At 66.5% G+C, this 23,284-nt stretch carries 23 protein-coding genes; 12 read left to right on the top strand and 11 right to left on the bottom strand.

Annotation, left to right across the window (positions count from 1 at the left end; all coding sequences use genetic code 11):
* Positions 1-8 precede the first annotated feature (8 nt).
* Positions 9-737 (top strand): deoxyribose-phosphate aldolase, encoded by a 729-nt coding sequence (gene deoC / locus B4F19_RS05670; protein ID WP_228177705.1) that lies wholly within the window; start codon positions 9-11, stop codon positions 735-737.
* Between the two features lie 17 nt (positions 738-754).
* Here the strand turns inward: deoC and B4F19_RS05665 are convergent, their stop codons facing one another.
* The 5 genes from B4F19_RS05665 to B4F19_RS05645 all read right to left on the bottom strand — a co-directional run bounded on the left by B4F19_RS05665 (position 755) and on the right by B4F19_RS05645 (position 4,197).
* Entirely contained in the window at positions 755-1,732 is a 978-nt protein-coding gene (locus B4F19_RS05665; protein ID WP_228177704.1) for a bifunctional riboflavin kinase/FAD synthetase, read from the bottom strand.
* Positions 1,729-2,166: a hypothetical protein gene (locus B4F19_RS05660; RefSeq protein WP_292733270.1), complete on the bottom strand. Its 438-nt coding sequence runs from the start codon at positions 2,164-2,166 to the stop codon at positions 1,729-1,731. The genes B4F19_RS05665 and B4F19_RS05660 overlap by 4 nt, the downstream gene beginning before the upstream one ends.
* An 89-nt stretch (positions 2,167-2,255) precedes the next feature.
* Positions 2,256-2,624 carry a hypothetical protein gene (locus B4F19_RS05655; RefSeq protein ID WP_292733267.1) on the bottom strand — a complete coding sequence of 123 codons (369 nt, stop codon included), beginning with the start codon at positions 2,622-2,624 and terminating at the stop codon, positions 2,256-2,258.
* Positions 2,621-3,526: a tRNA pseudouridine(55) synthase TruB gene (truB, locus tag B4F19_RS05650; protein ID WP_228177701.1), complete on the bottom strand. Its 906-nt coding sequence runs from the start codon at positions 3,524-3,526 to the stop codon at positions 2,621-2,623. Before truB ends, B4F19_RS05655 begins: the two co-directional genes overlap by 4 nt.
* Positions 3,523-4,197 carry a uridine kinase gene (locus B4F19_RS05645; RefSeq protein ID WP_228177700.1) on the bottom strand — a complete coding sequence of 225 codons (675 nt, stop codon included), beginning with the start codon at positions 4,195-4,197 and terminating at the stop codon, positions 3,523-3,525. The genes truB and B4F19_RS05645 overlap by 4 nt, the downstream gene beginning before the upstream one ends.
* Before the next feature lie 92 nt (positions 4,198-4,289).
* Here B4F19_RS05645 and B4F19_RS05640 point away from each other — a divergent pair, with 92 nt between their 5' ends.
* Both B4F19_RS05640 and B4F19_RS05635 read left to right on the top strand, forming a co-directional pair.
* Positions 4,290-5,192 (top strand): A/G-specific adenine glycosylase, encoded by a 903-nt coding sequence (locus tag B4F19_RS05640; protein WP_292733264.1) that lies wholly within the window; start codon positions 4,290-4,292, stop codon positions 5,190-5,192.
* An 11-nt stretch (positions 5,193-5,203) separates the two neighbouring features.
* A complete protein-coding gene (locus tag B4F19_RS05635) occupies positions 5,204-5,728 on the top strand; it encodes a flavodoxin family protein (protein WP_292733261.1) in 525 nt (174 codons plus the stop codon).
* Positions 5,729-5,734: 6 nt separating this feature from the next.
* Here the strand turns inward: B4F19_RS05635 and rbfA are convergent, their stop codons facing one another.
* From rbfA to nusA, 4 genes are all read right to left on the bottom strand, one after another.
* The gene (rbfA, locus tag B4F19_RS05630; RefSeq protein ID WP_228177697.1) at positions 5,735-6,172 is read right to left on the bottom strand and encodes a 30S ribosome-binding factor RbfA; all 438 of its coding nucleotides are present in this window, start codon (positions 6,170-6,172) and stop codon (positions 5,735-5,737) included.
* Positions 6,173-6,262: 90 nt separating this feature from the next.
* Entirely contained in the window at positions 6,263-9,040 is a 2,778-nt protein-coding gene (infB, locus tag B4F19_RS05625; protein WP_292733258.1) for a translation initiation factor IF-2, read from the bottom strand.
* Between the two features lie 57 nt (positions 9,041-9,097).
* Positions 9,098-9,385 (bottom strand): YlxR family protein, encoded by a 288-nt coding sequence (locus B4F19_RS05620; protein ID WP_228177695.1) that lies wholly within the window; start codon positions 9,383-9,385, stop codon positions 9,098-9,100.
* Positions 9,386-9,429: 44 nt separating this feature from the next.
* Entirely contained in the window at positions 9,430-10,419 is a 990-nt protein-coding gene (gene nusA, locus B4F19_RS05615; protein WP_228177694.1) for a transcription termination factor NusA, read from the bottom strand.
* Between the two features lie 131 nt (positions 10,420-10,550).
* Here nusA and B4F19_RS05610 point away from each other — a divergent pair, with 131 nt between their 5' ends.
* The 4 genes from B4F19_RS05610 (at position 10,551) to B4F19_RS05595 (ending at position 14,332) form a co-directional block, all read left to right on the top strand.
* Positions 10,551-12,056, top strand: coding sequence for an alanine/glycine:cation symporter family protein (locus B4F19_RS05610; protein WP_292733255.1), 1,506 nt, complete (start codon positions 10,551-10,553; stop codon positions 12,054-12,056).
* Positions 12,053-12,883, top strand: coding sequence for an NADH:ubiquinone oxidoreductase subunit 4 (chain M) (locus B4F19_RS05605; protein WP_292733253.1), 831 nt, complete (start codon positions 12,053-12,055; stop codon positions 12,881-12,883). The genes B4F19_RS05610 and B4F19_RS05605 overlap by 4 nt, the downstream gene beginning before the upstream one ends.
* 84 nt (positions 12,884-12,967) lie before the next feature.
* Positions 12,968-13,777: a DUF1206 domain-containing protein gene (locus tag B4F19_RS05600; RefSeq protein WP_292733250.1), complete on the top strand. Its 810-nt coding sequence runs from the start codon at positions 12,968-12,970 to the stop codon at positions 13,775-13,777.
* A gap of 51 nt (positions 13,778-13,828) precedes the next feature.
* Positions 13,829-14,332, top strand: a complete 504-nt coding sequence (locus tag B4F19_RS05595; protein ID WP_228177690.1) for a pyridoxamine 5'-phosphate oxidase family protein — start codon at positions 13,829-13,831, stop codon at positions 14,330-14,332.
* A gap of 4 nt (positions 14,333-14,336) precedes the next feature.
* On the opposite strand, the gene B4F19_RS05590 is transcribed toward B4F19_RS05595, so the two are convergent.
* The gene (locus tag B4F19_RS05590) at positions 14,337-16,133 is read right to left on the bottom strand and encodes a proline--tRNA ligase (protein WP_292733247.1); all 1,797 of its coding nucleotides are present in this window, start codon (positions 16,131-16,133) and stop codon (positions 14,337-14,339) included.
* 66 nt (positions 16,134-16,199) lie between these two features.
* On the bottom strand, positions 16,200-17,687 hold the full coding sequence (gtfA, locus tag B4F19_RS05585; protein WP_292733244.1) for a sucrose phosphorylase: 1,488 nt from the start codon (positions 17,685-17,687) through the stop codon (positions 16,200-16,202).
* A gap of 104 nt (positions 17,688-17,791) precedes the next feature.
* Here gtfA and B4F19_RS05580 point away from each other — a divergent pair, with 104 nt between their 5' ends.
* The 5 genes from B4F19_RS05580 to B4F19_RS05560 form a co-directional block, all read left to right on the top strand.
* Positions 17,792-18,430, top strand: a complete 639-nt coding sequence (locus B4F19_RS05580) for a pyroglutamyl-peptidase I (RefSeq protein WP_292733241.1) — start codon at positions 17,792-17,794, stop codon at positions 18,428-18,430.
* 53 nt (positions 18,431-18,483) lie between these two features.
* Positions 18,484-19,197 carry a GntR family transcriptional regulator gene (locus B4F19_RS05575; RefSeq protein WP_292733238.1) on the top strand — a complete coding sequence of 238 codons (714 nt, stop codon included), beginning with the start codon at positions 18,484-18,486 and terminating at the stop codon, positions 19,195-19,197.
* The gene (locus tag B4F19_RS05570) at positions 19,194-20,213 is read left to right on the top strand and encodes a 1-aminocyclopropane-1-carboxylate deaminase (RefSeq protein ID WP_228177685.1); all 1,020 of its coding nucleotides are present in this window, start codon (positions 19,194-19,196) and stop codon (positions 20,211-20,213) included. The genes B4F19_RS05575 and B4F19_RS05570 overlap by 4 nt, the downstream gene beginning before the upstream one ends.
* Before the next feature lie 94 nt (positions 20,214-20,307).
* The gene (gene treS, locus B4F19_RS05565; RefSeq protein WP_228177684.1) at positions 20,308-22,074 is read left to right on the top strand and encodes a maltose alpha-D-glucosyltransferase; all 1,767 of its coding nucleotides are present in this window, start codon (positions 20,308-20,310) and stop codon (positions 22,072-22,074) included.
* Positions 22,071-23,284: maltokinase N-terminal cap-like domain-containing protein (locus B4F19_RS05560; protein WP_292733235.1), on the top strand; the 1,214-nt coding region annotated here is incomplete at its 3' end. The genes treS and B4F19_RS05560, both read left to right, overlap by 4 nt.

The raw sequence follows: 23,284 nt of genomic DNA, 5'->3' as shown, positions 1-23,284 counted from the left end.
CTGAAGGCATGAGCGAGACCACCGAACAGATCACCGAGGCGCAGCTGGCAGCCACGATCGACCACGCGATCTTGAAGCCCGAGTTCACCCGCGACGACGTCGACGAGCAGCTCACGATCGCCCGGGATTGGAAGGTCTTCAGCGTGTGCGTCCGCCCCTCCGACATCGCCCATGCTGTGCAGTTCCTCGAGGGGTCCGGCGTCGCTGTCGGCACCGTCATCGGCTTCCCGCACGGAACCACTTCGACAGCGGCGAAGGTGGCGGAGACCAGACAGGCCGCCGCGGACGGAGCTAGCGAGTTCGACATGGTGGTCAACATCGGCGCGCTGCGTTCGGGGTTCGATGATGTGGTCCGTGACGACATCCGCGCCGTCGTCGAGGCCGCGGGCGGTGCCGTCACCAAGGTCATCCTCGAGGTCTCCCTCCTCGACGATGAGCAGATCGAACGCGGCTCCCGGCTCGCCGAAGAAGCCGGGGCCGACTTCGTGAAGACCTCGACGGGCTTTGCCGGCGGGGGCGCGACGGTCGAAACTGTCAGCCTCATGCGGCGAACCGTCGGGCCGGACACGCAGGTGAAGGCGTCAGGTGGGGTACGCAGTCTCCAGGACGCAATCGCGATGCTTGACGCCGGCGCAACCCGACTGGGAACAAGCGGCAGCGCGACGATCCTCGGCGAGCTTCGAAGAATCGCTGCCGGCGGAACGGCCAGCGGCGCGGTGGACGAGTCCTCCTACTGAGCGGTAAGCGGCGGTGGTCAGTCCGTTGACTGATCACGCGCGAGAATCTCGCGGGTGCGCTCGACATCGTTCGCAATCTGGGCGACGAGGGCCTCGATACCCTCGAATGCGCCCATGCCGCGAATGCGCTCGACGAACCGCAGCTCGATCTGACGGCCGTAAAGGTCAAGATCGGTCTCGTCGAGCACGTACGCCTCGACCTGCCGCGATGCGACGTCATCGAACGTCGGGTTCGTGCCGATGCTGATCGCCGCCGGGTATCGGATGCCGGGGCGCAGGCCACTGGCATCCGCTTGATCGATGAGCCAGCCGGCATACACACCGTCGGCCGGAACGAACCCTTCGAGGTCGTCGCTGAGGTTCGCGGTCGGGTACCCGATCTCTCTTCCACGCTTGAGTCCGTGAACGACCTCGCCGACGACCGAATGGTCGCGGCCGAGCAACTTGCGCGCGCCCACGACGTCCCCGGAGCTCAGGAGCTCCCGAATCCATGTCGACGAGACGCGCCTGCCTCGGTCGGCAGCTCGCACGTCATGGACGACGTCAACCTCGAAGCCGTGGCTGAGACCGAAAGCGGTGAGGGTTTGCGCAGTACCGACGCCACCCCGACCGAAGCGGAAGTCGGCGCCGACCAACACGGCCTCGGCGGCCAATGCGTCCACCAGAACGAGACTGGCGAACTCGTCAGCTGCCAGAGACGCGAGATCTTCGTCGAAGCGCAACACCAGCACGGCGTCCACGCCGGTATCGGCAAGCAGACGTACTTTCTGGTTCACCCCAATGAGGTTCTCGGGGCACTTGTCGGGGGCCAGCAGCGCTAGCGGATTGCGGTCGAAGGTGACGGCGACCACTGTCGCGCCGAGCGACACTGCCTTCACCCGCGCTCGGTCGATCACCGCGCGGTGGCCGGAGTGCACACCATCGAATTTACCGATGACCACAACGCTCGGACCGAAGCCCGGCGGCACCTCGGCGGGGTCCCGAAAAACGATCATGACACCGCGGCGACGTCGTCGAGAGAGGCGACGCGGGCAGGACGGTGCGACCACAGCCACCACAGCCCCAGGAACGGCAGGACGAGGGGGACGAAGAGGTATCCGATATAGCCGTCCGGTCCAAGACCACCGAAATACGACCACACCGACGGATGCCCGAAGATATCGGGGACGAGGTAGCTGAGCGTCCCGACGATGAGGACGCCCGCCAGTTCGAAAGAGATGGCGATCCAGGCGACCAGGTACCAGCCGCGGCGTCCTGCGAAGATCAGCGCGAGGGTAGCGAGGATATAGACGACCGCGGCGAGCGCGGACAGCGTGTATGCGACAGGTGCCTCATCGAATTCGCGCACAATCTGGACGAACGAGCGACCGGTGGCCGCGAGAGCCATGATCGCGTAGACGATCACGAGTACCCGTCCGATTCCGGTCATGCGGGGTCGGGAAGGCGTAGTCATAGCGGCATTCATCCTACGTCCCGCGCGGCCGGTCTCGGGGCGAGCCGCGACCTCGCGGACGTGCCTCATCCGATCTGGATCGTCCAGATGACCTGCATCCGCCACACCATCACCGCAACGGAAAGAGCCGCGATCCCCATGATGACGGTGCTCCACCTGCTGCGCTCCAGCAGGGCCCAGATCACCGCTGCTGGCGGAAGAAGCGCCGCCGAGACGAGGTAGACCCAGAACTCGAGGACGCTCCCGGTCGGAAGGTTACCGACGAAGGGAGCCACGATGGCGATGACGACCTGCGCCACCAGCAGAAGCTCCAACAGCGCGAGGGCCCCAACGGTGTAGTCACTCGGGCGACGCCCGGTAAGACCCAGGATGACGCACAGCAGACCTCCCAGGACTGCCACTCCCACCTGCACGTAGGTGAACCACAGGATCATGACCCCTCCGCCATATTCATCGCACTCTTCAGATCATTGCCGCGCCGTTCCAGGATGCCGACGAGCCGCCCGTCAGGGTCGATTGCCGCAGTTCCCGACGACAGCCGCTCCGCCGCCCCGAGGATCCGTTTGCCCTGACGGAGGTCGCGCGCCTCCTCCGCTGACACGGGGACCGCTCCGAGAACCGTCCCGGCGACCGCCGCCGGTGGGAGCAGTCGAACGGCTGAGATGTCGTCGATCCTCGTCCCATCGGCAACCAGGAACGGGCCGATGCGGGTGCGTCGCAGCGCGGTCAGGTGTCCCCCCACGCCCAGGGCAGCGCCGAGGTCTCGGGCGAGTGCGCGGATGTAGGTTCCGCTCGAGCAATCGACCGAGACACCGAGATCGATCACCGGCAGCGCGGCACCATCGGCATCCGTCGCAGCCCGGCGCGTGTGGCGAACCTCGAATCGCGACACCGTCACAGTGCGAGCCGCAAGCTCTACCTGCTCACCCGCTCGTACGCGGTCGTACGCGCGTCGCCCGTCGACCTTGATCGCGGAAACGGAACTGGGAATCTGGTCGATCGTCCCGGTGAGCGCGTCGATGCCGGTGCGGATGTCGGCGTCGGTCACCGCATCGGCCGCCACCGCCGCGATGACCTCGCCCTCCGCATCATCGGTGCCGGTCGAGACGCCGAGGCGGATCGTCGCCTCATAGGTCTTGTCAAGTCCCACCATGAAGGTCAACAGGCGTGTCGATGCCCCGACACCCAGCACGAGCAGTCCCGTGGCCATCGGATCGAGGGTTCCGGCATGGCCGATTTTTCGCGTGCCGAGCGCGCGCCGCGCGCGGGCAACCACGTCATGGCTGGTCATGCCACCCGGCTTGTCGACGAGCAGGATGCCGCTCGGATCGCTCATCTGATGACCTTCGGGTTCGTCGGATCGGAATTGTCGATGCGAACCGCGGCGAGAGCTGCGGGATCCACGCGTGCGATGTACATCTCCTGGCCCACGCGATAGCGCTCGTTCGACGCCGCATCCGGGTCGGGGTCGGTGCCGTCGCGCTCCGCCATACGAGCGAAGCGCACGGTAGCCGGAGCATCAAGCCAAAACGACCAGTCCCAGACGTCGATGAGCTCGGGCCGGTGCAGAAAGATGCCGTCGACGACGAGCACGGCATCCTGCGGCGCCGTCGTCCACTCTGCTTCAACGGGGATGTCGCGCTCGAGATCGAACGCCGCCACCTGAAAGCCCGTGGTCGCTCCGGTCAGCCCGCCCTCGCGAAACGGGTCGATCAGAACGCGGCGGAACGTCGCGTAGTCGTAGGAGTCGAGGTAGAACCCCTCGGGCGAGCGCCTACCGCGCGCGTAGCGCTCTGCGCGAGGCCGGTGGAATCCGTCGATGGATGCGCGGATCGCCACCACGCCGAGGTCGTTCATGACAGCGGCCAGGGTGTCCGCGAACACGGTCTTCCCGGCCCCGTCAGCCCCGTCTACAGCGACGATCGAACGGCCCGCCAGCCGCCGCCGGGGCAGCGCACTGACAAGTTCACGCATCAGCGTCACTGTCGGTGTGGCGGGCAGACGCATGCCTCCAGCCTATTCGGCGAGGGCCGACTCCCCTGCGGCCCGCCCGAGCCACCGCAATCCGACCTCAGCGCGGGACGCATAGGCTGAGGGCCGTGCATCCGCTCGCTTCCGATCTCAATGAGTGGTTCCGGCGCAACGCGAGAGACCTACCCTGGCGGGAACCGCGCACGGGTGCGTGGGCGATCCTGGTCAGCGAGTTCATGCTGCAGCAGACACCGGTCGCTCGTGTGATTCCGCACCTGGAAGCGTGGCTGCAGCGCTGGCCGACGCCCGCCGATCTCGCGGAGGCGTCTCCCGCCGAGGCCGTCACCCAGTGGGCCAATCTCGGATACCCCCGGCGCGCGCTGTGGTTGCACCGTGCAGCTGAAGAGATCACCACACGACACGGCGGTGTGGTTCCCCGCGACGTGGAAGCCCTCCTGGCACTGACCGGCATCGGCGACTACACGGCCCGTGCGGTGGCGGTCTTCGCCTACGGTGAGCGGCATCCGGTCGTCGATACGAACACGCGCCGAGTGCTCGCGCGCGTGATCGACGGACGATCTCAGCCCGGTCCTCCGTCCCGGCGTGACCTCGATGCCATGGCAGCCCTCCTCCCCCTCGAGCGGAAGGATGCCGCGCTCTTCAATGCCGCGACGATGGAGCTCGGCGCGACGATGTGCACGGCCCGAGCGCCGCGTTGCGATGCGTGCCCGGTCGCAGAGAGATGCGCGTGGCGAGCTGCCGGCTACCCCGACACCGGAGACCGACGCCCGCGACAGGCAGCGTATGAGGGAAGTGACCGCCAGGTTCGCGGCCTCGTACTGCGGGCTCTCCGCGAGGCCGCACCCTCCCCCGTCGCAGCCGAAACCCTCGCGCCGGATTGGCCGGATCGGACACAACGTGACCGCGCGATCGATTCACTCATCGCCGATGGCCTCATCGAGCTCGAAGCCGACATTGCCTGCCTGCCGCGGGGGCGAAAGTCCCTAGGCGAGGCACGCGCGACACCCTAACCTCAACACTCGTGAAGACTCTCGTGATCTACGAGTCGATGTTCGGCAACACCCGAGACATCGCCCGAGCGACCGCCGAGGGGCTGGCTGAGTGGTCGGATGTGTCGATCACGGATGTCGACAGCGCGCTGCTGACCGTCCCGGCTGATGCCACTCTGGTCGTTGCCGGCGGCCCGACCCACGCGTTCTCGATGTCGCGCGAGACCACACGCCACGACGCCGTCGCACGGGGGGCCGTCAGAGGCAGTGCCAGAGGGCTCCGCGACTGGCTCGCGGCCGTCAGCCTCGCCGCGCCCGTTCCCCTGGTCACGTTCGACACCCACACCAAACAGCGGTGGGTGCCGGGATCGGCCAGTCGGGCTGCGGCAAAGGAAGGCCGAACGCGCGGCTTCATTCCCGTGGCCTCACGCAGCTTCTATGTCACCGACGTCCAGGGCCCACTCGTAACCGGTGAACTCGAGCGCGCCCGCCACTGGGGACGTTCGCTGTACTCAGGTGTGTCCGGCTCCGTGCGGAGCAGAACGGTGCTCGACTGAGGGAACTCAGTCCTCGTCGTCGGCAAGGATGCGGGGCGCCACGTACGGGTCGGCATCGCCGGCATACGTCGCCGATGCTGCAAGACCGGCAACGGCATCGTCCCGTTCACGCGCCTCACGAAGCAGCTCCTCGATGTGCCCGGCGTCTTCGGCCAGTCCATCGTGGATGAATTCGAGAGTCGGGGTCAACCGCACGCCGAGCTTTCGCCCGACCTCGCTGCGGAGCATGCCGGTTGCCGCGCGCAGGGCATCAGCTGTCGATGCCCTCTCCTCGTCGCTTCCAAGAACCGTGTAGAACACTGACGCGTGCTGCAGGTCGCCCGTGACGCGAACATCAGTGATCGTCACGAACCCCATGCGAGGATCGCGCAGACCCTTCTCGAGACGCTCGGCAACGAGCACCTTGATCCGGTCGGCCATACGTGCCTGACGTTCCCCAGTCATCTCATCTCTCCTTGCGCTTCCAACCGCCGAGACTCAGGATGTCCCGACCTCAATGGGCGGGACATCCCGAGTCACAGCGTGTCGTGGTCCTCAGCCGCGCGGCTTCTCCACAAGCTCCGTCGTCTCGATCTCGTCGCCGACCTGGATGTCGTTGAACTTGCCGAGCCCGATACCGCACTCGTAGTCGGTGCGAACCTCGGTGACGTCATCCTTGAACCGGCGGAGCGACTCGATAGCGAGGCCGTCGGCGATGACGACACCCTCGCGGATGACGCTCGCCTTGGCGTTGCGGGTGATCGTGCCGCTGCGGACGATACATCCGGCGATGTTGCCGAACTTCGAGGAGCGGAACACCTCGCGGATCTCGGCCACGCCCGACTGCACCTCTTCGAACTCCGGCTTGAGCAGACCCTTGAGGGACTGTTCGACGTCGTCGATCGCGTTGTAGATGACCGAGTAGAACCGGATGTCGACACCTTCGCGGGCAGCGCGCTCGCGAGCCTTCGAGTCCGGTCGCACGTTGAATCCGAGGATGATCGCGTTGTCGATCGTCGCCAGGTTCACGTCGGACTCGGTGATCGCACCGACACCGCGGTGGATGATGCGCAACTGCACCGAGTCGTCGACCTCGATCTTGAGCAGCGACTCCTCCAGCGCCTCGACGGCACCGGAGACGTCGCCCTTGATGATGAGGTTGAGCGATTCGACCTTGCCCTCCTCGAGGGCACGGGTGAAGTCCTCGAGCGAGATGCGCTTGCGCGCCTTGGCCAGCTGGGCGTTGCGCTCGGCGGCCTCACGCTTCTCGGCGATCTGCCGGGCCATACGGTCCTCGTCGGTCACGATGAACACGTCACCGGCGCGGGGCACGGAGTTCAGACCCTGCACCTGGACCGGACGCGAGGGAGCCGCCTCCTCGACCGGATCGCCGTTCTCGTCGACCATCGCGCGGACACGGCCGTACGCGGTACCCGCGACGATCGCGTCACCGACGCGCAGCGTTCCGGACTGGATGAGCACTGTCGCCACCGAACCACGGCCCTTGTCGAGCTTGGCTTCGATCGCCACACCGCGGGCGTCCTTGTTCGGGTTCGCACGCAGGTCCAGGCCGGCATCCGCGGTCAGCAGGACGGCGTCCAGCAGATCCTGGATGCCGGTTCCCTGGCGCGCTGACACGTCGACGAACATGACGTCGCCGCCATACTCTTCGGCCACCAGACCGTACTCGGTCAGCTGCTGGCGGACCTTCTGCGGGTTGGCGTCGGGCTTGTCGACCTTGTTGACCGCCACGACGATCGGCACGTTCGCCGCCTGCGCGTGGTTGAGCGCCTCCACCGTCTGCGGCATGATGCCGTCGTCGGCAGCGACCACGAGGATCGCAAGGTCGGTCACCTGCGCACCTCGGGCACGCATGGCCGTGAAGGCCTCGTGACCCGGGGTGTCGATGAAGGTGATGGCACGCTCGATGTCCTCGTGCTCGGTCCACACCTGGTACGCACCGATGTGCTGCGTGATGCCACCGGCTTCACCCGCCACGACGTTGGTCCGACGGATGGCGTCGAGCAGGCGGGTCTTACCGTGATCGACGTGACCCATCACGGTCACGACGGGAGGACGGATCTCGAGGTCTTCGTCGTCCTCCTCAGCGAGCTCCTGCTCGAGATTCAGACCGAAGCCTTCGAGCAGCTCCTTGTCCTCGTCCTCGGGCGAGACCATCTGGATCTTGTAGCCGAGCTCTTCACCGAGGACCTCGAAGGTCGCCTCATCCAGCGACTCGGTGGCAGTTGCCATCTCACCGAGGTTGAACAGGATCGTCACGAGGGTGCCGGGCTGCACCGTGTAGCCGCGGATCGCTTCGAGCTTGTCGGCGAAGTCCGAGATCGACGCGCCGCGGCGCAGGCGGATGATCTCGCCGTTGCCCTTCTGGACGTTGACGCCGCCGACCTGCGGGGCATCCCTCATCTCGAATTCTTGACGCTTCGCCCGACGCGACTTGCGCTGCTTGGACTTGCCACCGCCCTTACCGAAGGCACCGGCGGTGCCACCGCCAGGACCGCGGCCACGGCCGCCGCCACCGGGACGGGCGGGGAAACCGCCACCGCCACCAGGCGCGCCGGGACGAGCGAACCCACCGCCGCCACCGGGACGACCGGCGCCGCCGGGACGCTGCTGGAACGGTGCACCGGGGCGACCGCCACCGCCGGGACGGCCTGCGCCGCCCGGCCGGCCGGGGCCACCGGGGCGTCCGGGCGAACCAGGACGCGGAGCCTGAGGCCGCGGGATGTTGGCAGGAGTCGGGCGCTGGCCCATACCCTGCTGCGACGCGAACGGGTTGTTGCCCGGACGCGGGCCGGCCGGGCGCTGGCCCATACCCTGCTGCGACGCGAACGGGTTGTTGCCCGGACGCGGTGCGCCACCGGGACGCGGAGCCTGCGGCGTCGGAGCAGCAGAGGATCCCGTGTCGGCGGAGTTGCCTTCGGACGCCGGCGCGCTGGACCCCGTAGGCGCAGCGGGTGCGGATGCCGCCGGGGCGGGAGCTTCCGCCTTCTCCGCCGGCTGCGGGCCGGGACGCGGTCCCGGGGTCGCAGCCCCGGGAGTTGCAGCCGGGCGCGATCCCGAGCGACCTGACGTCGCGCCGGGACGCGGGGCGGGGCGCGCGCCTGACGCGCTCGAGGGTGCGGTCGTGCCGCTGCCCTTGGCTGCGTCAGCGCCCTGTCCCTCGAACGCCGCGCGCAGCTTCCGCGCGACGGGAGGCTCGATCGTCGAAGAGGGGCTCTTGACGAATTCGCCGAGCTCCTTCAGCTTCGCGAGAGCCACTTTGCTGTCAATGCCGAGTTCGGATGCGATCTCGTGCACGCGTGGTTTTGCCACAGTTCTCCTGTCTGGGGTCCACCCAGACAGGGGCGGACCACTAGTTGCGGACGGGTCTCATTTCGAGCCGTTCACTTTGTGTCCATTGCCATTCAGCCGTTTCTCGTTCAGCCGTTTCGTGAGCGCTTGCGAATCCAGAGAACCTGGGGCGCGAAGCGCGCGTACGAAGGCCCGACGCTTCAGTGCCGCGTCGACGCACTCTCGCGTCGGATGAACCCACGCACCCCGCCCCGGCATCGAAGCCCGCTCGTCCCAGACGAGTGAGGATTCGATGGCCACGACGCGAAGAAGCGCCGATCGGGAAGAACGCGTGCGACATCCGACGCACGTTCGTACAGGTTCCATCCTACACCTGCCCTCCCGGGCCAGCCCACGCGAGGCTCGGCCGATCAGGACTCGTCGAGAATGCTGTCGGGCTGGATGTCGATCTTCGCGCCCGTGAGTTTTGCGGCAAGCCGCGCGTTCTGTCCCTCCTTGCCGATGGCAAGGGAGAGCTGGTAATCCGGCACGAGGGCCCGTACGGCCTTGGTCTTGGCATCCAACACGAAGCTGGAAGTCACCTTCGCCGGCGAGAGGGCATTGCCGACAAACGTCGCGAGGTCAGGGCTGTAGTCGACGATGTCGATCTTCTCGCCGCCAAGTTCCTCGGTGACCGCGCGCACACGCCGCCCCAGCTCCCCGATGCAGGCTCCCTTGGCGTTGATCGACGGATCGTTGGCCTTCACCGCGATCTTGCTGCGGTGCCCCGCCTCACGCGCGAGGGACACGATCTCCACGAGCCCCGCGGGAATCTCGGGAACTTCGAGAGCGAAGAGCTTGCGAACGAGGCCCGGGTGCGTCCGGGAAACGGTGATCGACGGACCCTTCGTTCCCTTCGAGACGGATGTCACATAAACCCGCAGCCGCGAACCGTGGGCGTAGTCCTCTCCGGGCACCTGCTCCTCGGGGGGCAGGATCGCCTCGACCGTGCCGAGGTCGACGTGCACCATGCGCGGGTTCGGTCCCTGCTGGACGACACCGGCGACGATGTCGCCCTCTTTGCCCCGGAACTCGCCGAGGACGGCGTCGTCGGCGATGTCTCGCAGGCGCTGGCTGATGACCTGCTTGGCGGCGAAGGCCGCGATGCGACCGAAGTTCTCGGGCGTGGTCTCCTCTTCGCCGATGACCACACCCTCGTCATCCAGCAGCGGCACAAAGATCGCGACGTGGCCCGTCTTACGGTCCAGCTGAGCGCGCGCACCCTCGGGTGCCTCGCCGGTTGGCGAGGTGTGTTTTGCATAGGCGGTCAGAATCGCCTGCTCGATGATGCGAACGAGTTCGTCGAACGGAATGTCCTTCTCGCGCTCGACCGTTCTGAGCAGTGTCAGATCGATGTCCATCGTGACCTCCCTATTCAGCTCTACCCGTCGCGAATCACACGCCGCGCGGAATCATCCCACGTTACCCGATCGCTCCTTTGCTCGTCCCGTGTTGGTCGCTCATTCCATCCCGGAACCGACATACTGATGCCGTGGATGACGTCATTTCCCTCATCGTCGAGTGGGGTGACCTGTTTTGGACCTGGGCGGTGCTTCCGGTCGTCGTCGGACTGGGCCTGTATTTCACGGTGCGATCGGGCGTCGTGCAGATCCGGCTCTTCCCGGAGATGTTCCGCACCCTCACCGACAAGACGCCGCGAACAACCGACGGCGCACCGCAGTCCGTGTCGTCGTTCCAGGCTTTCACGATTTCGGCGGCCTCGAGAGTGGGCGTCGGCAACATCGCGGGGGTGGGAACCGCGATCGCGCTGGGCGGACCCGGAGCAGTGTTCTGGATGTGGCTCATGGCGCTGATCGGCGCGTCATCGAGCTTCATCGAGTCCTCGCTCGCGCAGCTGTTCAAGGTGCGCGACGCCGAAGGCGGCTTCCGCGGCGGACCCGCCTATTACATGCAGCGAGGTTTGCGCGCGCGGTGGATGGGTGTGCTCTTTGCCGTCATCCTGCTGATCTGCTTCCCCTTCGCGTTCTCATCCCTGCAGGCCAACACGATCGCCGACACGGTGTCGTCGAGCTTCGGGACGGATGCCGGATGGGTCGGCCCGGTCACCGGGGTGATTGTGGCCCTATTGACGGCGCTCGTGGTCTTCGGCGGCATCCGTCGTATCGCGTCAGTCACCCAGACCCTGGTGCCGCTCATGGCGCTCGCCTACCTGCTGCTCGGCCTTGCGGTGGTCGCCATCCACATCGATCAGCTCCCTGTCGTTTTCGGGGAGATCTTCACGCAGGCGTGGGGGTTCAACGAAGTCGTCGGCGCGACGTTCGGATACATCGTGCTGACGGGTGTACGACGCGGCATGTTCTCGAACGAGGCGGGCCTCGGTTCAGCTCCGAACGCGGGTGCCAGCGCCGCCGTCACGCACCCGGTCAAGCAGGGTCTGGTGCAGTCGCTGGGCGTCTACTTCGACACCTTCCTGGTCTGCTCGATCACCGCCTTCATCATCCTGGTGTCTGTCCCTGATCTGGCGGGCGCATCGCGAGGGATCGCCCTCACCCAGGGGGCGCTTGTCTCCACGCTCGGAGAGTGGTCGAACATTGCGCTGAGCATCATCATCTTCCTGCTCGCGTTCTCGTCGATCCTCGGCAATTACTACTACGGCCAGTCCAACATCGAGTTCATCACCACCCGACGCGGCATCCTCCCGGCCTACCGTGTTGCCGTTGTTCTCGCCGTGCTCCTCGGCTCGCTCGCCTCTGCCGACCTGGTGTGGAGCTTCGCCGACGGCGTCATGGGGGTCATGGCACTGATCAACCTCATCGCCATCGCGCTGCTGTCGGGCATCGCCTTCCGCCTGCTGCGCGACTACACCCGCCAACGCCGGGAGGGCCGCGATCCCGTCTTCACCCGCGACCTGCTGCCCGGCGTCACGGGGATCGAGTGCTGGGAAGACGAACTCACCGTCACCGGTCCGCTGGATCTCATCACCAAAAAGCGGCAGTCCCAGAAGCACCGCGATCACCTCCACGGAGCACAGCAATGACCCGCAGGCGAACACTGCCCGCCGCCGGAACCGCCCTCGTCGCCCTTCTCCTGGCGCTCTCGGGTTGCTCGCTGACAGCATTCACCGACTTCGGCGTCGTCGACGAGAGCGGCTCCGGCCAGTACAGCGACGGCGAGGTCTACACCGAGGATGACGAGGATCTCGGCGTCGTCCAGGTCTACACCGTCGAGCCGGATGCTTCGCTGTCACCCACCGGCGACGAGACCACCGAGTCGGTCTGGGACATGTTTGTGAGGATCGCGACCCCCGAGGTGGCAGTCAGCGTCATCCGCGACTTCCGTGTCGGAGATTCAGACTCCAGCGACGTGGGGGCCTACGTACGCCAGACTGACGATCCCGCGCGGTGGACACTCGTGGTGAACCTCGCTGACGGGGCAGACCAAGATGTGCTGCTGCCCACGATGATCCACGAGTACGCGCACATTCTGAGCCTGTCTCCGGGCCAGACCGACCCCGCTGCGTGGAGCTGCGACACGCTGCAGCTGGACGAGGGGTGCGCAGAGCCGGATTCGGCGCTGTGGGGCTTCGACCAGGGTTTCTGGGCCCGGTACGGGTCGGATGCTCCGGATCCTGGTAATGCAGACGCCGACCTCGCCTACGAGTTCTATCTCGATCACGAAGAGGACTTCGTCAGCGACTACGCCGCCACCAATGTGGTCGAAGACTTCGCCGAGAGCTTCATGACGTTCGTGCTCGAGCCCGAACCCGACGACGACACGGTGATCGCGCAGAAGCTTCTCTTCTTCTGGGATCGCCCGGAGTATGTCGAGATCCGCGACCACGTGCGTGCGGAGTTCGGACTCTGAGCCCACTGACGATCGCCTGTTGCATCGGCTCGCGGTGACGTCAACCGTCTCCGCGACCGTGCCGACCGCAGATACGCTCGCCTCATGGCCCCCGGCAGCGTGAAAAATACCGCGCGCGATGCGCAATCTCATCCCGCCGTTCGAGCGCTCGCCAGAGGCGGATACGTCGCGATGGGCCTGGTGCATCTGCTCCTGAGTACCCTCGTGATCACTGTCGCGCTGGGAGGATCGAGCGAGCAGACCAGCCAGAGCGGGGCGTTCACCGCACTTGCCGAGGCGCCGTTCGGCATCATCCTCGTCTGGGTGATTGCCGCGCTGCTTGCCGTGCTCGGCGCCTATCAGCTCGCGGACGGCCTTGTCGTACGCGGCTCTGATGAGCCCGACAGGTGGCGGCGCAGAATAGCCTCCTGGGGCCGCGGGGTCGTCTACCTGATCCTTGCGGTGCTGGCGGCAGCAATTGCACTGGGCGCGCGGCCCAACAGTGAACAGAGCGCGGAGGATGCCAGCGAGGGCGTGCTCTCGCTGTTCGCGGGACCGATCGTGCTTGGCATCCTGGGGATCGGCATCCTCATCGCCGGCGTTGCTTACGCCGGTGTCGGCGTGACCCGCGGCTTCCAGAAGAAGATGTCATACCCGGGCGGGGGGCTCGGGATGACGGTGACAGTGCTCGGAATCGTGGGATACGTCGCAAAGGGCCTCGCGCTTGCCGTCGTGGGCATCCTGGTCGTGATCGCGGCGGTCACCACCGACCCAGACGCCGCCGGAGGATTGGACGAAGCGATCCACTCCCTGCTCGCGCTACCGGCCGGCCCGGCACTCGTCATCGGCGTCGGCACAGGCTTCGCCGCATACGGGCTCTTCTGTTTCTTCCGCGCCCGATATGCAGACCTGTGACCCGTGTCAATCCCCTCGCGCGCGCGAGGGGATGACCCACATCCTGCCGACATGACGGAATTGACAGGAACCGAAGCCCGCACCCGCGCCAAGGAACTCGTCGAAGACATCGACATCACGATGCTCACGACGCGCGATGACGGCGGCAATCTGGTGAGCCGCCCGATGAGCACACGCCGGATGGACGAGAACGGAGACATCTGGTTCTTCACGGCCGAGCACACCAAGAAGGTCGACGAGGCCGAAGCAGATGACGAGGTCGGACTGTCCTACTGCGACCCGAAGGGCATGCGCTACGTCTCGGTCGCCGGTCACGCCCGCGTCGTCCACGACGATGCACTCATGCAAGAGCTGTACTCGCCGTCGCTGGAGGTGTGGTTCGAGGACGGGCTCGATACGCCCGGGATCACCCTCCTGCGGGTGAGCCCGGTCGAAGTGGAGTTCTGGGAACCCGGACAGAACCGGTTGGCGCAGGCCGCCGGGATGCTGAAGGCGCTGGTGACCCGCGACACACCGGACGACGACATCGTCCGGCACGCGAAGATCGCCTACTGATACCTCACGGCGCGAGGCGAGCGATGGCGTCGTCAAGCGTCATCGTCTCGCGCTCGCCGGTGCGGCGATCCCAGAGCTCGACCTCACCGGCCGCCGCTCCCCGTCCGACCACGAGGATGCGTGGCACGCCGACAAGCTCTGCGTCGCCGAATTTCACCCCCGGAGAAACCTTGGGCCGGTCATCGTAAACGACCTCGAGACCGGCCGCCTCAAGTCGCGCGCTTGCCTGTTCCGCAAGGTCGAACGCGACGGCGTCCTTGCCCGTGGCGACGACATGCACATCGAAGGGTGCCACGGCAGTCGGCCAGATGAGACCCTTCTCGTCGTTGCTCAGCTCAGCGATGATCGCAAGGATCCGCGTGACGCCGATGCCGTAGGAGCCCATCGTCACCGTCACGAGCTTGCCGTTCTCATCCAGAACCTTCAGGCCAAGCGTCTCGGCGAAGAAGCGGCCGAGTTGGAAGACGTGACCGATCTCCATTCCACGCGCCAGTTCGACGGGTCCCGAGCCATCCGGTGCCGGGTCGCCGGGCAGAACGTTCGCTACCTCGACGAAACCGTCGCCGCTGAAGTCCCGTCCCGCCACGAGTGAGTGGACATGCTTCTGGTCGATGTTCGCGCCAGTGACCCACGACGTACCCTCCACGACACGCGGGTCGAGGAGATACCGGATGCCGGTCGCCGACTCTTCGCCGAGAATCGCCCCCGTCGGTGACCAGGGACCGATGTAGCCCTTCACGAGCAACGGGCTGTTCTCAAAATCGTCAGCCGTCGCCGCCTCGACGGCGGCGGGCGCGAAGGCCACCTCGGCGCGCTTGTCGTCGATGTCGCGGTCTCCAGGGATACCGACCACGACGATCTCGCGGGTGCCGTCGAGGTGGGTCAGCGCGAGCACCACGTTCTTCAGCGTGTGAGCTGCCGTCCACGTCGTGTCGCCATCCGTGGCGGGACCGGCGATGCCGGGAGCCGGGGCAGCCTCGTTCGCGTTGAGGTGGTCTACCAGCGTGGCAATCGTCGGGGTGTCGGGCGAGTCGAAGATCACCGGGTCCGGAAGGCCATCGAACGGCAGGGGTGCAGGAACGACCGTGGTGAAGGCCTCGACATTGGCGGCGTATCCCCCGGCGCTGCGAACGAAGGTGTCTTCCCCGACGGGGGTCGGATGCAGGAACTCCTCACTGCGAGCGCCGCCCATCAGCCCGTTGTCGGCGTTGACGATGACGTACTCGAGCCCGAGCCGCTGGAAGATTCGCTCGTACGCGTCACGCTGGGCCTGGTACGACGCATCGAGCCCGGCATCCGTGTAGTCGAAGGAGTAGGCATCCTTCATCGTGAACTCACGCCCGCGCAGCAGCCCCGCGCGCGGCCGAGCCTCGTCGCGGTATTTGTCCTGGATCTGGTAGATCGCCAGCGGCAGATCCTTGTACGAGGAGTAGAGGTCCTTCACCAGGAGCGTGAACATCTCCTCGTGGGTCGGCGCGAGCAGATAGTCGGCGCCCTTGCGATCCTGGAGGCGGAAGATACCGTCGCCGTAAGACTCCCAGCGCCCCGACGCTTCGTAGGGCTCCCGGGGCAACAGCGCCGGGAAGTGCACTTCGTAGGCTCCCGCGGCAGCCATCTCGTCGCGGATGATCTGCTCGAGCTTCGCCTTGACCCGCAGGCCCAGTGGCAGCCACGCGAAGATGCCGGGTGCCTGACGCCGGATGTAGCCGGCGCGCACCAGGAGTTTGTGGCTGGTGACCTCGGCGTCGGCGGGGTCTTCGCGAAGCGTGCGGAGGAAGTAATGCGAGAGACGGGTGACCACGAGCGTCAAGTCTAGGCCGCGGCGGCGCACCGGTTCAGCGAACGGCGAGCCGAAGGCGTCCGGGCCTCACCCATCGGTGGGAGGCTGCTCGAGCAGGTCCGCCGTAGCGTGCTCGCGCCCGTCGGCACGCGCCCAGCGGAGTTCGGCCTGGCCCTGGTCCAGCCGCGCCCGCAGCTCGGACCATCCGGATGCCGACTCCCACCGCATGTGCAACCATCCGTCGTCATCGAGCCGCGACTGGAAGGCCCCGTCGAGCCCCGGGGCGCCAGCGCGGAATCGGCACAGCTCCAACAGAGCGGCAACGACAGGCCGCTCGAGGTCGCGCGTCACGTCGGCGTCGCTGTAGATGTGGCGGTTGATGTCGCGCCCGACCCCGGTGCGCCCGAGCAGATCCATGTCATTGGTTCCAGCGAGAGCCCCGACGTAATAGATCTGGTGGATGCCGGGCAAGAACAGCTGCACTGCACGTGCTGCCAGGTACGCCCGATCATCGCGGCGCAGGGCGTCGTAAAAAGTGCTGTTGACCTGATAGATGTCGAGGTTCGAAGCCGCCGCGCCCGTTGCCGCCCGGCTTTGCCCGCCCGTGGCGTCGTGGATCGCTTCGACCAACGCGTCGAGCTGGGTGGCATCCAGAAGCCCGGGCTCCCCCGTCGCCGCGTCGGGCCCCACGTCCACGATGCCGATGCCGTCGTGAGTGTCCAGCACGGTCACGGCGTTCTCGGGCCGCTCAGCGATCCAGCGCGCCAGCGGCGCGTGATCTCCTGTCGCGGCAGCGAACAGCACCAGGGGCGGAAGCGCGAAGTCGTACACACGGTCGACGCGCTGGGCGATCTCGATCTGGCGACGGTAGAACGAGTGAACCTCGACGAGGACCTCGAGCCCGCGCTCGTGCGCCAGCACGGTCAGCTCATCGATGAAAGCAAAGGTCTCAGGCGTCATGAACGACGAGCTGCCCGGCGTCTTCACCGCATAACCGACAGCGTCCAGGCGAATCATCCGTGTGCCAGCATCGCGCAGGGCATCCAGGATCGAAAGGAGGTACGCGGACCCCGCAGCACTGCGCACATCGATGTCGACCTGTGCCGCGGTGAAGGTGGTCCACACCAGCCGGGTCGACTCGCCCCACGGATACGGAGTGAACGGGAGCCCGGGACGGGGCCGATAGATCCGCAGCAGATCGGCTTCTGTCGCACCGTCCGGGAAGACAGTTCCCATCGTCAGGAACATCTCCGCGTAGCGCGACTGGTCCCCGTTCTGGATGACGTCGCGGAACTGCGGCGAGCGGGCAGACACGTGATTGACGATGACATCCACCATGACATCGAGGTCGTCAGAGAGGGCGCGGACATCGTCCCACGTGCCCAGCCGAGGGTCGACTGTCGTGTGATCGTCGGGGTCGAACCCGGCGTCGGCGCCGTCGAAGGGCGTGAAGAAAGGAAGGATGTGAACGCCGCCGAAGGCTCCAGCGAATCGGTCGCGTACTACTTCACCGAGCGCGGGAATCGTCCCTCCCAGGCGGTCGGCATAGGCGATGAGCTGGATCGGATGGGTCATGAGCAGCACTCCGGGGGCGTCTGCGGCTCGGTCCTGACGACCTCCTCCGCGTTGCTAAATCGTGTCAGCATATTCTACCGGCATCCTCGACGTACCGTGAAGGCATGTCGACCGTGCTTCTGACCGGCTTCGAACCGTTCGCCGGTGATCAGACGAATCCGTCAGGCGACGCGGTAGTGCGATTGGGCGCCGCGTGGAACGGGCCGGCTCGACTGGTCACGGCAGTACTTCCCGTGGATTTCGCGCGCGCTGGCGCAGAGCTGATCGAGCTCGTCGCCACACACAGGCCCGATGTCGTCATTGCGACAGGCCTGGCCGGCGGTCGCGACGCCATCACGCCGGAGCGCATCGCCGTTAATCTGCGCGACGCCCGCATTCCCGACAACGCGGGGCATCAGCCCGTCGACACCGCCAGCATCCCCGGCGCGCCCCTCGCGTACGCATCCTCGCTCCCCGTCAAGGCGATCGCCACGGAGATCGCGGCCAGCGGCATCCCCGCCTCCGTGTCGCTATCGGCCGGCTCGTTCGTCTGCAACGACGTGTTCTTCACGCTCGCACACGTGAGCGTGAACACCCCGGGACTGCGGGCGGGCTTCATCCATGTGCCATGGGATGCCGAGAACGCACCACCCGGCGCGGCGTCGCTCCCCCAAGCCGACATCACGCGCGCGCTCGAGATCGCCGTGATCACGACGCTGACGTACACCCGCGATCTCGACGTCCCCGCCGGACACCTGGCCTGAACCCCGTCGGTCGGAGTTGACAGACACGCGTCGTTCCGTATGCAATATATTGCATGCCGGTCCCCTCGACAGCGGGCACCCACCGCCCCCTCCTCCGCGACGAGGTACAAGCACGGCTGCGCGCCGCCATCGTGGACGGCACCCTCGCGCCGGGCGAACAGGTGCGTGACGCCGACATTGCGCAGTGGCTGGGCGTGAGCCGCACACCTGTTCGCGAGGCGCTGCTCGAGCTCGCACACGCGGGACTCGTCCAGACGACACCGGGACGGGCGACAATCATCTCGCCGATCGAACGTCGGGCCACCAGTGAGGCTCGCGATGTCGTAGCGGCCATGCACCGTCTCGCTGCGATTGCAGCAGTGCCGCGACTCGACTCGAACACGATCGAGCGGATGCGTGCTGCGAATCGCCTGTTCGCCGCAGCGCTCCGGTGCGGTGACATCGACGGCGCCATCGCCGCCGACGAACTCTTTCACGGCATCCTGGTCGAAATCGCCGACAACGATGCAATACGAACGGTGCTGCGCCTGTATGAACCGGTCCTCCTGCGAGCAGAACGCGCACAATTCTCGTCGGAGCACGCCGAGCTCTCGACACTGCGCCACGACCAGCTGATCGCGCGCTGCGCCCTCGGCGACGCGCTGGGCGCTGCGGAGATCGCCGAGTCTATCTGGACCTACCTGCTTACCGAGGGCGATGCCAACGTCTCGGACCCCGCCACCGCCGACACCGGCACGAGCAACGAAACCGAGGATTCCCACGCATGAAGCTCCATGAGTTCCCCCGCTACCCGCTCACGTTCGGACCGAGCCCGGTCCACCACCTCGCTCGCCTGAGCAACCACCTCGGCGGCGCGCAGATCTGGGCCAAGCGCGAGGATGTCTCCAGCGGCCTGGCGTACGGCGGTAACAAGGTCCGCAAGCTCGAGTACATCGTCCCCGACGTCATCGCCTCGGGCGCAGACACCCTCGTGTCCATCGGCGGTTACCAGTCCAACCACACGCGACAGGTGGCAGCTGTTGCGGCCCACCTCGGTTTGAAGGCCCGGCTCGTGCAAGAGAAGTGGGTGCCGTGGGAGGACCCCACCAACGACAAAGTGGGCAACATCCTGCTCACCCGGATGATGGGAGCAGACTCGCGCCTCGACGACGCGGGGTTCGACATCGGCATCCGGGACTCGTGGAAGACGGCGCTGCAGGAAGTCGAGGATGCCGGCGGCGTGCCGTATCCGATCCCGGCGGGAGCGTCAGAGCACCCGCTGGGCGGACTGGGATTCGCCAACTGGGCCTTCGAGGTCGCCGAACAGGAGAAGCAGCTCGGGGTCTTCTTCGACACGATCATCGTCTGCACGGTGACCGGGTCCACCCACGCCGGCATGATCGCCGGCTTCGCAGCCTTGGAGGAGCTGACCGGAGTGCGCCGCCGGATCATCGGGATCGACGCATCGGCAACGATCGAGAAGACGCGGGAGCAGGTAGCGCGGATCGCGCGGAACACCGCCAGCCTCATCGAACTAGGCCGCGACCTCCGAGACGACGAGATCCAGGTGCTCGAAGGCTGGGCTGGTGACCTGTACGGCATCCCGGTCGACTCGACAATGGCCGCGATGGCGCTCGGCGCGCAGCTGGAGGCCATGATCACCGACCCCGTCTACGAAGGAAAGTCCCTGGCCGGGCTGATCGACCTGGTGCGCAGCCGCGACATTCCCCAAGACTCGACGGTGCTGTACGCCCACCTCGGCGGGCAGCCCGCGATCAACGCCTATTGGCGCCTATGGGACTGAGCGCGCGAGCGCAAGGGGATGGCATCGGACAGGCGCGTGTGGCAGGTTAGGCAGACGACAGGCCCTCCGACATCCGGAACCACGGGAGGAACAGATGACCGCCGCGGAACCGACGACAAATACCGTCTCCATCCCGATCCTGACACAGGAGCCGTTCCCCGATACACCCGGAAGCGCGGAGCCTGAATGGTTCAAGACGGCGGTCTTCTACGAGGTCTTGGTCCGATCCTTCAAAGACAGTGACGGCGACGGAACCGGCGACTTCCGGGGCCTCATCGACAAGCTGGACTACCTCGAGTGGCTCGGTGTCGACTGCCTGTGGCTTCCGCCCTTCTTTCCCTCCCCCCTGCGCGATGGTGGCTACGACGTTGCCGACTACACCGGCATCCAGCCGGGCCTCGGAACTACCGAAGACTTCCAGGCTTTTCTGAACGCCGCGCACGAGCGGGGCATGCGGGTCATCATCGACTTCGTCATGAACCACACCAGCGACGAGCATCCGTGGTTCCAAGAGAGCCGCCGCGATCCCGACGGGCCATACGGCGACTTCTACGTGTGGAGCGACACCGACGAGCTCTACGAGGACGCCCGCATCATCTTCGTCGACACCGAGCCGAGCAACTGGACGTGGGATCCGGTGCGGCAGCAGTACTTCTGGCACCGCTTCTTCTCGCACCAGCCGGATCTGAACTTCGACAACCCGCGGGTCCACGACGCGGTGCTGGACGCGATGCGGTTCTGGCTCGACATGGGGCTCGATGGGTTCCGCCTCGATGCCGTCCCCTACCTCTACGAGCGCCCGGGCACCAACGGCGAGAACCTCCCCGAAACACACGACTTCCTGAAGAAGGTGCGCCGCATCGTCGACCGCGAGTATCCGGGACGCGTGCTCCTGGCCGAAGCCAACCAGTGGCCGGCGGATGTCGTCGACTACTTCGGGGATCCGGACGTCGGCGGCGACGAATGCCACATGTGCTTCCACTTCCCGGTCATGCCGCGCATCTTCATGGCGGTGCGTCGTGAGTCCCGTTATCCCATCAGCGACATCCTCGCGGAGACTCCCCCGATTCCGTCCGGATGCCAGTGGGGGATCTTCCTGCGCAACCACGACGAGCTAACCCTCGAAATGGTCACCGACGAAGACCGCGACTACATGTGGAACGAGTACGCGCAGGATCCGCGCATGAAGGCGAACATCGGCATCCGTCGCCGCCTCGCACCACTGCTGGACAACGACATCGATCGCATCGAACTGTTCACCGCGCTGCTTCTCTCCTTGCCCGGCGCGCCGGTGCTGTACTACGGCGACGAGATCGGCATGGGCGATAACATCTGGCTCGGTGACCGCGACGGCGTGCGCACACCCATGCAATGGACCTCGGACCGCAACGCCGGGTTCTCCACCGCCAACCCGGGCAAGCTTGCCCTGCCCATCGTGCAGGACCCGGTGCACGGATACCTCGCTGTGAACGTGGAAGCGCAGCAGGAGAACCGCTCCTCGCTGCTCCAGTGGACGCGTCAGATGATCCAGGCTCGCAAGCGCCACCCGGCGTTCGGACTCGGGAGCTTCAACGACCTGGGCGGGTCGAATCCGTCAGTGCTTTCCTACACGCGCGAGCACACCAACGACGACGGCACCGTGGACGTCATCATCTGCGTCAACAACCTGTCGCAGTTCCCCCAGCCGGTCGAACTCGACCTCCGTCGCTTCGAGGGGCTCGTGCCGGTCGAGCTCGTCGGCGGCGTTCCCTTCCCCCGGATCGGTGAGCTGCCCTACCTGCTCACCCTCGGCGGTCACGGGTTCTTCTGGTTTCAACTGCACTCACCGGCCGACGATGCAGAGGAGGTGGGGCTGCTGTGACCGCGCCCGACGCCGCTCTCCTGGAGAGCTATTTGATACGCACCCGCTGGTTCGGCGGCAAGGGGCGGCCATTCGAGGTCGAACAGGTACGCAGCATCGCGGACGTGCCTGCTCGGCAGGGGCGGCCGTCTCTGACCGTTTACCTCCTCACGGTGACTTATCGCGATCAGGATGCCGACAGCGAGCTATATCAGGTGCCGCTGAGCGGCTACCCCGACGTTGAAGAGCGAATCAGCCACGCCTACCTCGGGGGCATCGACACGGATGCCGGCCACATCCACCTCTACGACGCGGTGCACGACCGCGAGGCGATGCGCATCTGGCTGGACGGGTTCATCGCGGCGGAGGCCACGGGAACCGCGCAGGTCGATCGGCTGCGCTTCCACCGTGTCGCAGGCAGCGAACCCCTGGACGACTCGCTCATCTCGTCACCGATGACCGGTGAGCAGTCGAACTCGTCGGCGCGGTTCGATGACACCGCGATCATGAAGCTGTTCCGCAAGGTGAGCCCCGGAACGAACCCCGACATCGAGATCCATGAGGAACTCACACGCGGCGGCTCCGAACACATCGCACAGTTGTACGGCTGGGTGGAGGTCGAGGTCGAGGGGCAGCTGCTGCAGACGGCGATGCTGCAAGAGTTCCTGGCGACGGCGACCGACGGATTCGAGCTGGCCGTCGCCAGCGTTCGCGCGCTCCTCGCAGATCCCGAGCAGCGTGCGGAGGACTCCGGCGGTGACTTCGCCGGCGAGGCCGCGCGTCTGGGTGAGGCCCTCGCGCAGGTCCATGCCCTGATGCGGTCGCGCTTTCCCGCCGAGCGCCGCGGTGCCGGCACCACGGCGGAGCTCGCCGACGCGATGCGGGGTCGCCTCGACCACGCGCGCCGGTCGGTCCCCGGGCTTGAGGCCAGCGTCCCGCAACTGCACGCCCTCTATGACGCTGTCGCCGCACTTGACACCCTCGAGGTTCAGCGCGTGCATGGCGACCTGCACCTCGGCCAGACTCTGCGTACCTCGCACGGATGGCGCATCGTCGACTTCGAGGGTGAACCGGGCCGGCCGTTCGAGCAGCGCTCTCTTCCGGATTCGCCGTGGCGGGATGTCGCCGGAATGCTGCGTTCGTTCGACTACGCGGCTGCGATGATCGAGATGTCCTGGGCTTCTGACACCGATACCGATGAGGCGGGGGCTCTGCGAGCAGAGCGCGCGCG

Source organism: Microbacterium sp. UBA1097, from assembly GCF_002313585.1.
GTDB lineage: Bacteria > Actinomycetota > Actinomycetes > Actinomycetales > Microbacteriaceae > Microbacterium.
Note: the sequence above shows the minus strand (reverse complement) of the source record. Positions and strands in the feature narration are given on the sequence as shown.

Excerpts from the sequence above, each read along its gene's own strand:
- deoC (WP_228177705.1), top strand. The coding sequence starts at position 9 with ATGAGCGAGACCACCGAACAGATCACCGAGGCGCAGCTGGCAGCCACG.
- B4F19_RS05665 (WP_228177704.1), bottom strand. The coding sequence starts at position 1,732 with ATGATCGTTTTTCGGGACCCCGCCGAGGTGCCGCCGGGCTTCGGTCCG.
- B4F19_RS05660 (WP_292733270.1), bottom strand. The coding sequence starts at position 2,166 with ATGACCGGAATCGGACGGGTACTCGTGATCGTCTACGCGATCATGGCT.
- B4F19_RS05655 (WP_292733267.1), bottom strand. The coding sequence starts at position 2,624 with ATGATCCTGTGGTTCACCTACGTGCAGGTGGGAGTGGCAGTCCTGGGA.
- truB (WP_228177701.1), bottom strand. The coding sequence starts at position 3,526 with ATGAGCGATCCGAGCGGCATCCTGCTCGTCGACAAGCCGGGTGGCATG.
- B4F19_RS05645 (WP_228177700.1), bottom strand. The coding sequence starts at position 4,197 with ATGCGTCTGCCCGCCACACCGACAGTGACGCTGATGCGTGAACTTGTC.
- rbfA (WP_228177697.1), bottom strand. The coding sequence starts at position 6,172 with ATGACTGGGGAACGTCAGGCACGTATGGCCGACCGGATCAAGGTGCTC.
- B4F19_RS05620 (WP_228177695.1), bottom strand. The coding sequence starts at position 9,385 with ATGGAACCTGTACGAACGTGCGTCGGATGTCGCACGCGTTCTTCCCGA.
- nusA (WP_228177694.1), bottom strand. The coding sequence starts at position 10,419 with ATGGACATCGATCTGACACTGCTCAGAACGGTCGAGCGCGAGAAGGAC.
- B4F19_RS05605 (WP_292733253.1), top strand. The coding sequence starts at position 12,053 with ATGACCCGCAGGCGAACACTGCCCGCCGCCGGAACCGCCCTCGTCGCC.
- B4F19_RS05600 (WP_292733250.1), top strand. The coding sequence starts at position 12,968 with ATGGCCCCCGGCAGCGTGAAAAATACCGCGCGCGATGCGCAATCTCAT.
- B4F19_RS05595 (WP_228177690.1), top strand. The coding sequence starts at position 13,829 with ATGACGGAATTGACAGGAACCGAAGCCCGCACCCGCGCCAAGGAACTC.
- gtfA (WP_292733244.1), bottom strand. The coding sequence starts at position 17,687 with ATGACCCATCCGATCCAGCTCATCGCCTATGCCGACCGCCTGGGAGGG.
- B4F19_RS05580 (WP_292733241.1), top strand. The coding sequence starts at position 17,792 with ATGTCGACCGTGCTTCTGACCGGCTTCGAACCGTTCGCCGGTGATCAG.
- B4F19_RS05575 (WP_292733238.1), top strand. The coding sequence starts at position 18,484 with ATGCCGGTCCCCTCGACAGCGGGCACCCACCGCCCCCTCCTCCGCGAC.
- B4F19_RS05570 (WP_228177685.1), top strand. The coding sequence starts at position 19,194 with ATGAAGCTCCATGAGTTCCCCCGCTACCCGCTCACGTTCGGACCGAGC.
- treS (WP_228177684.1), top strand. The coding sequence starts at position 20,308 with ATGACCGCCGCGGAACCGACGACAAATACCGTCTCCATCCCGATCCTG.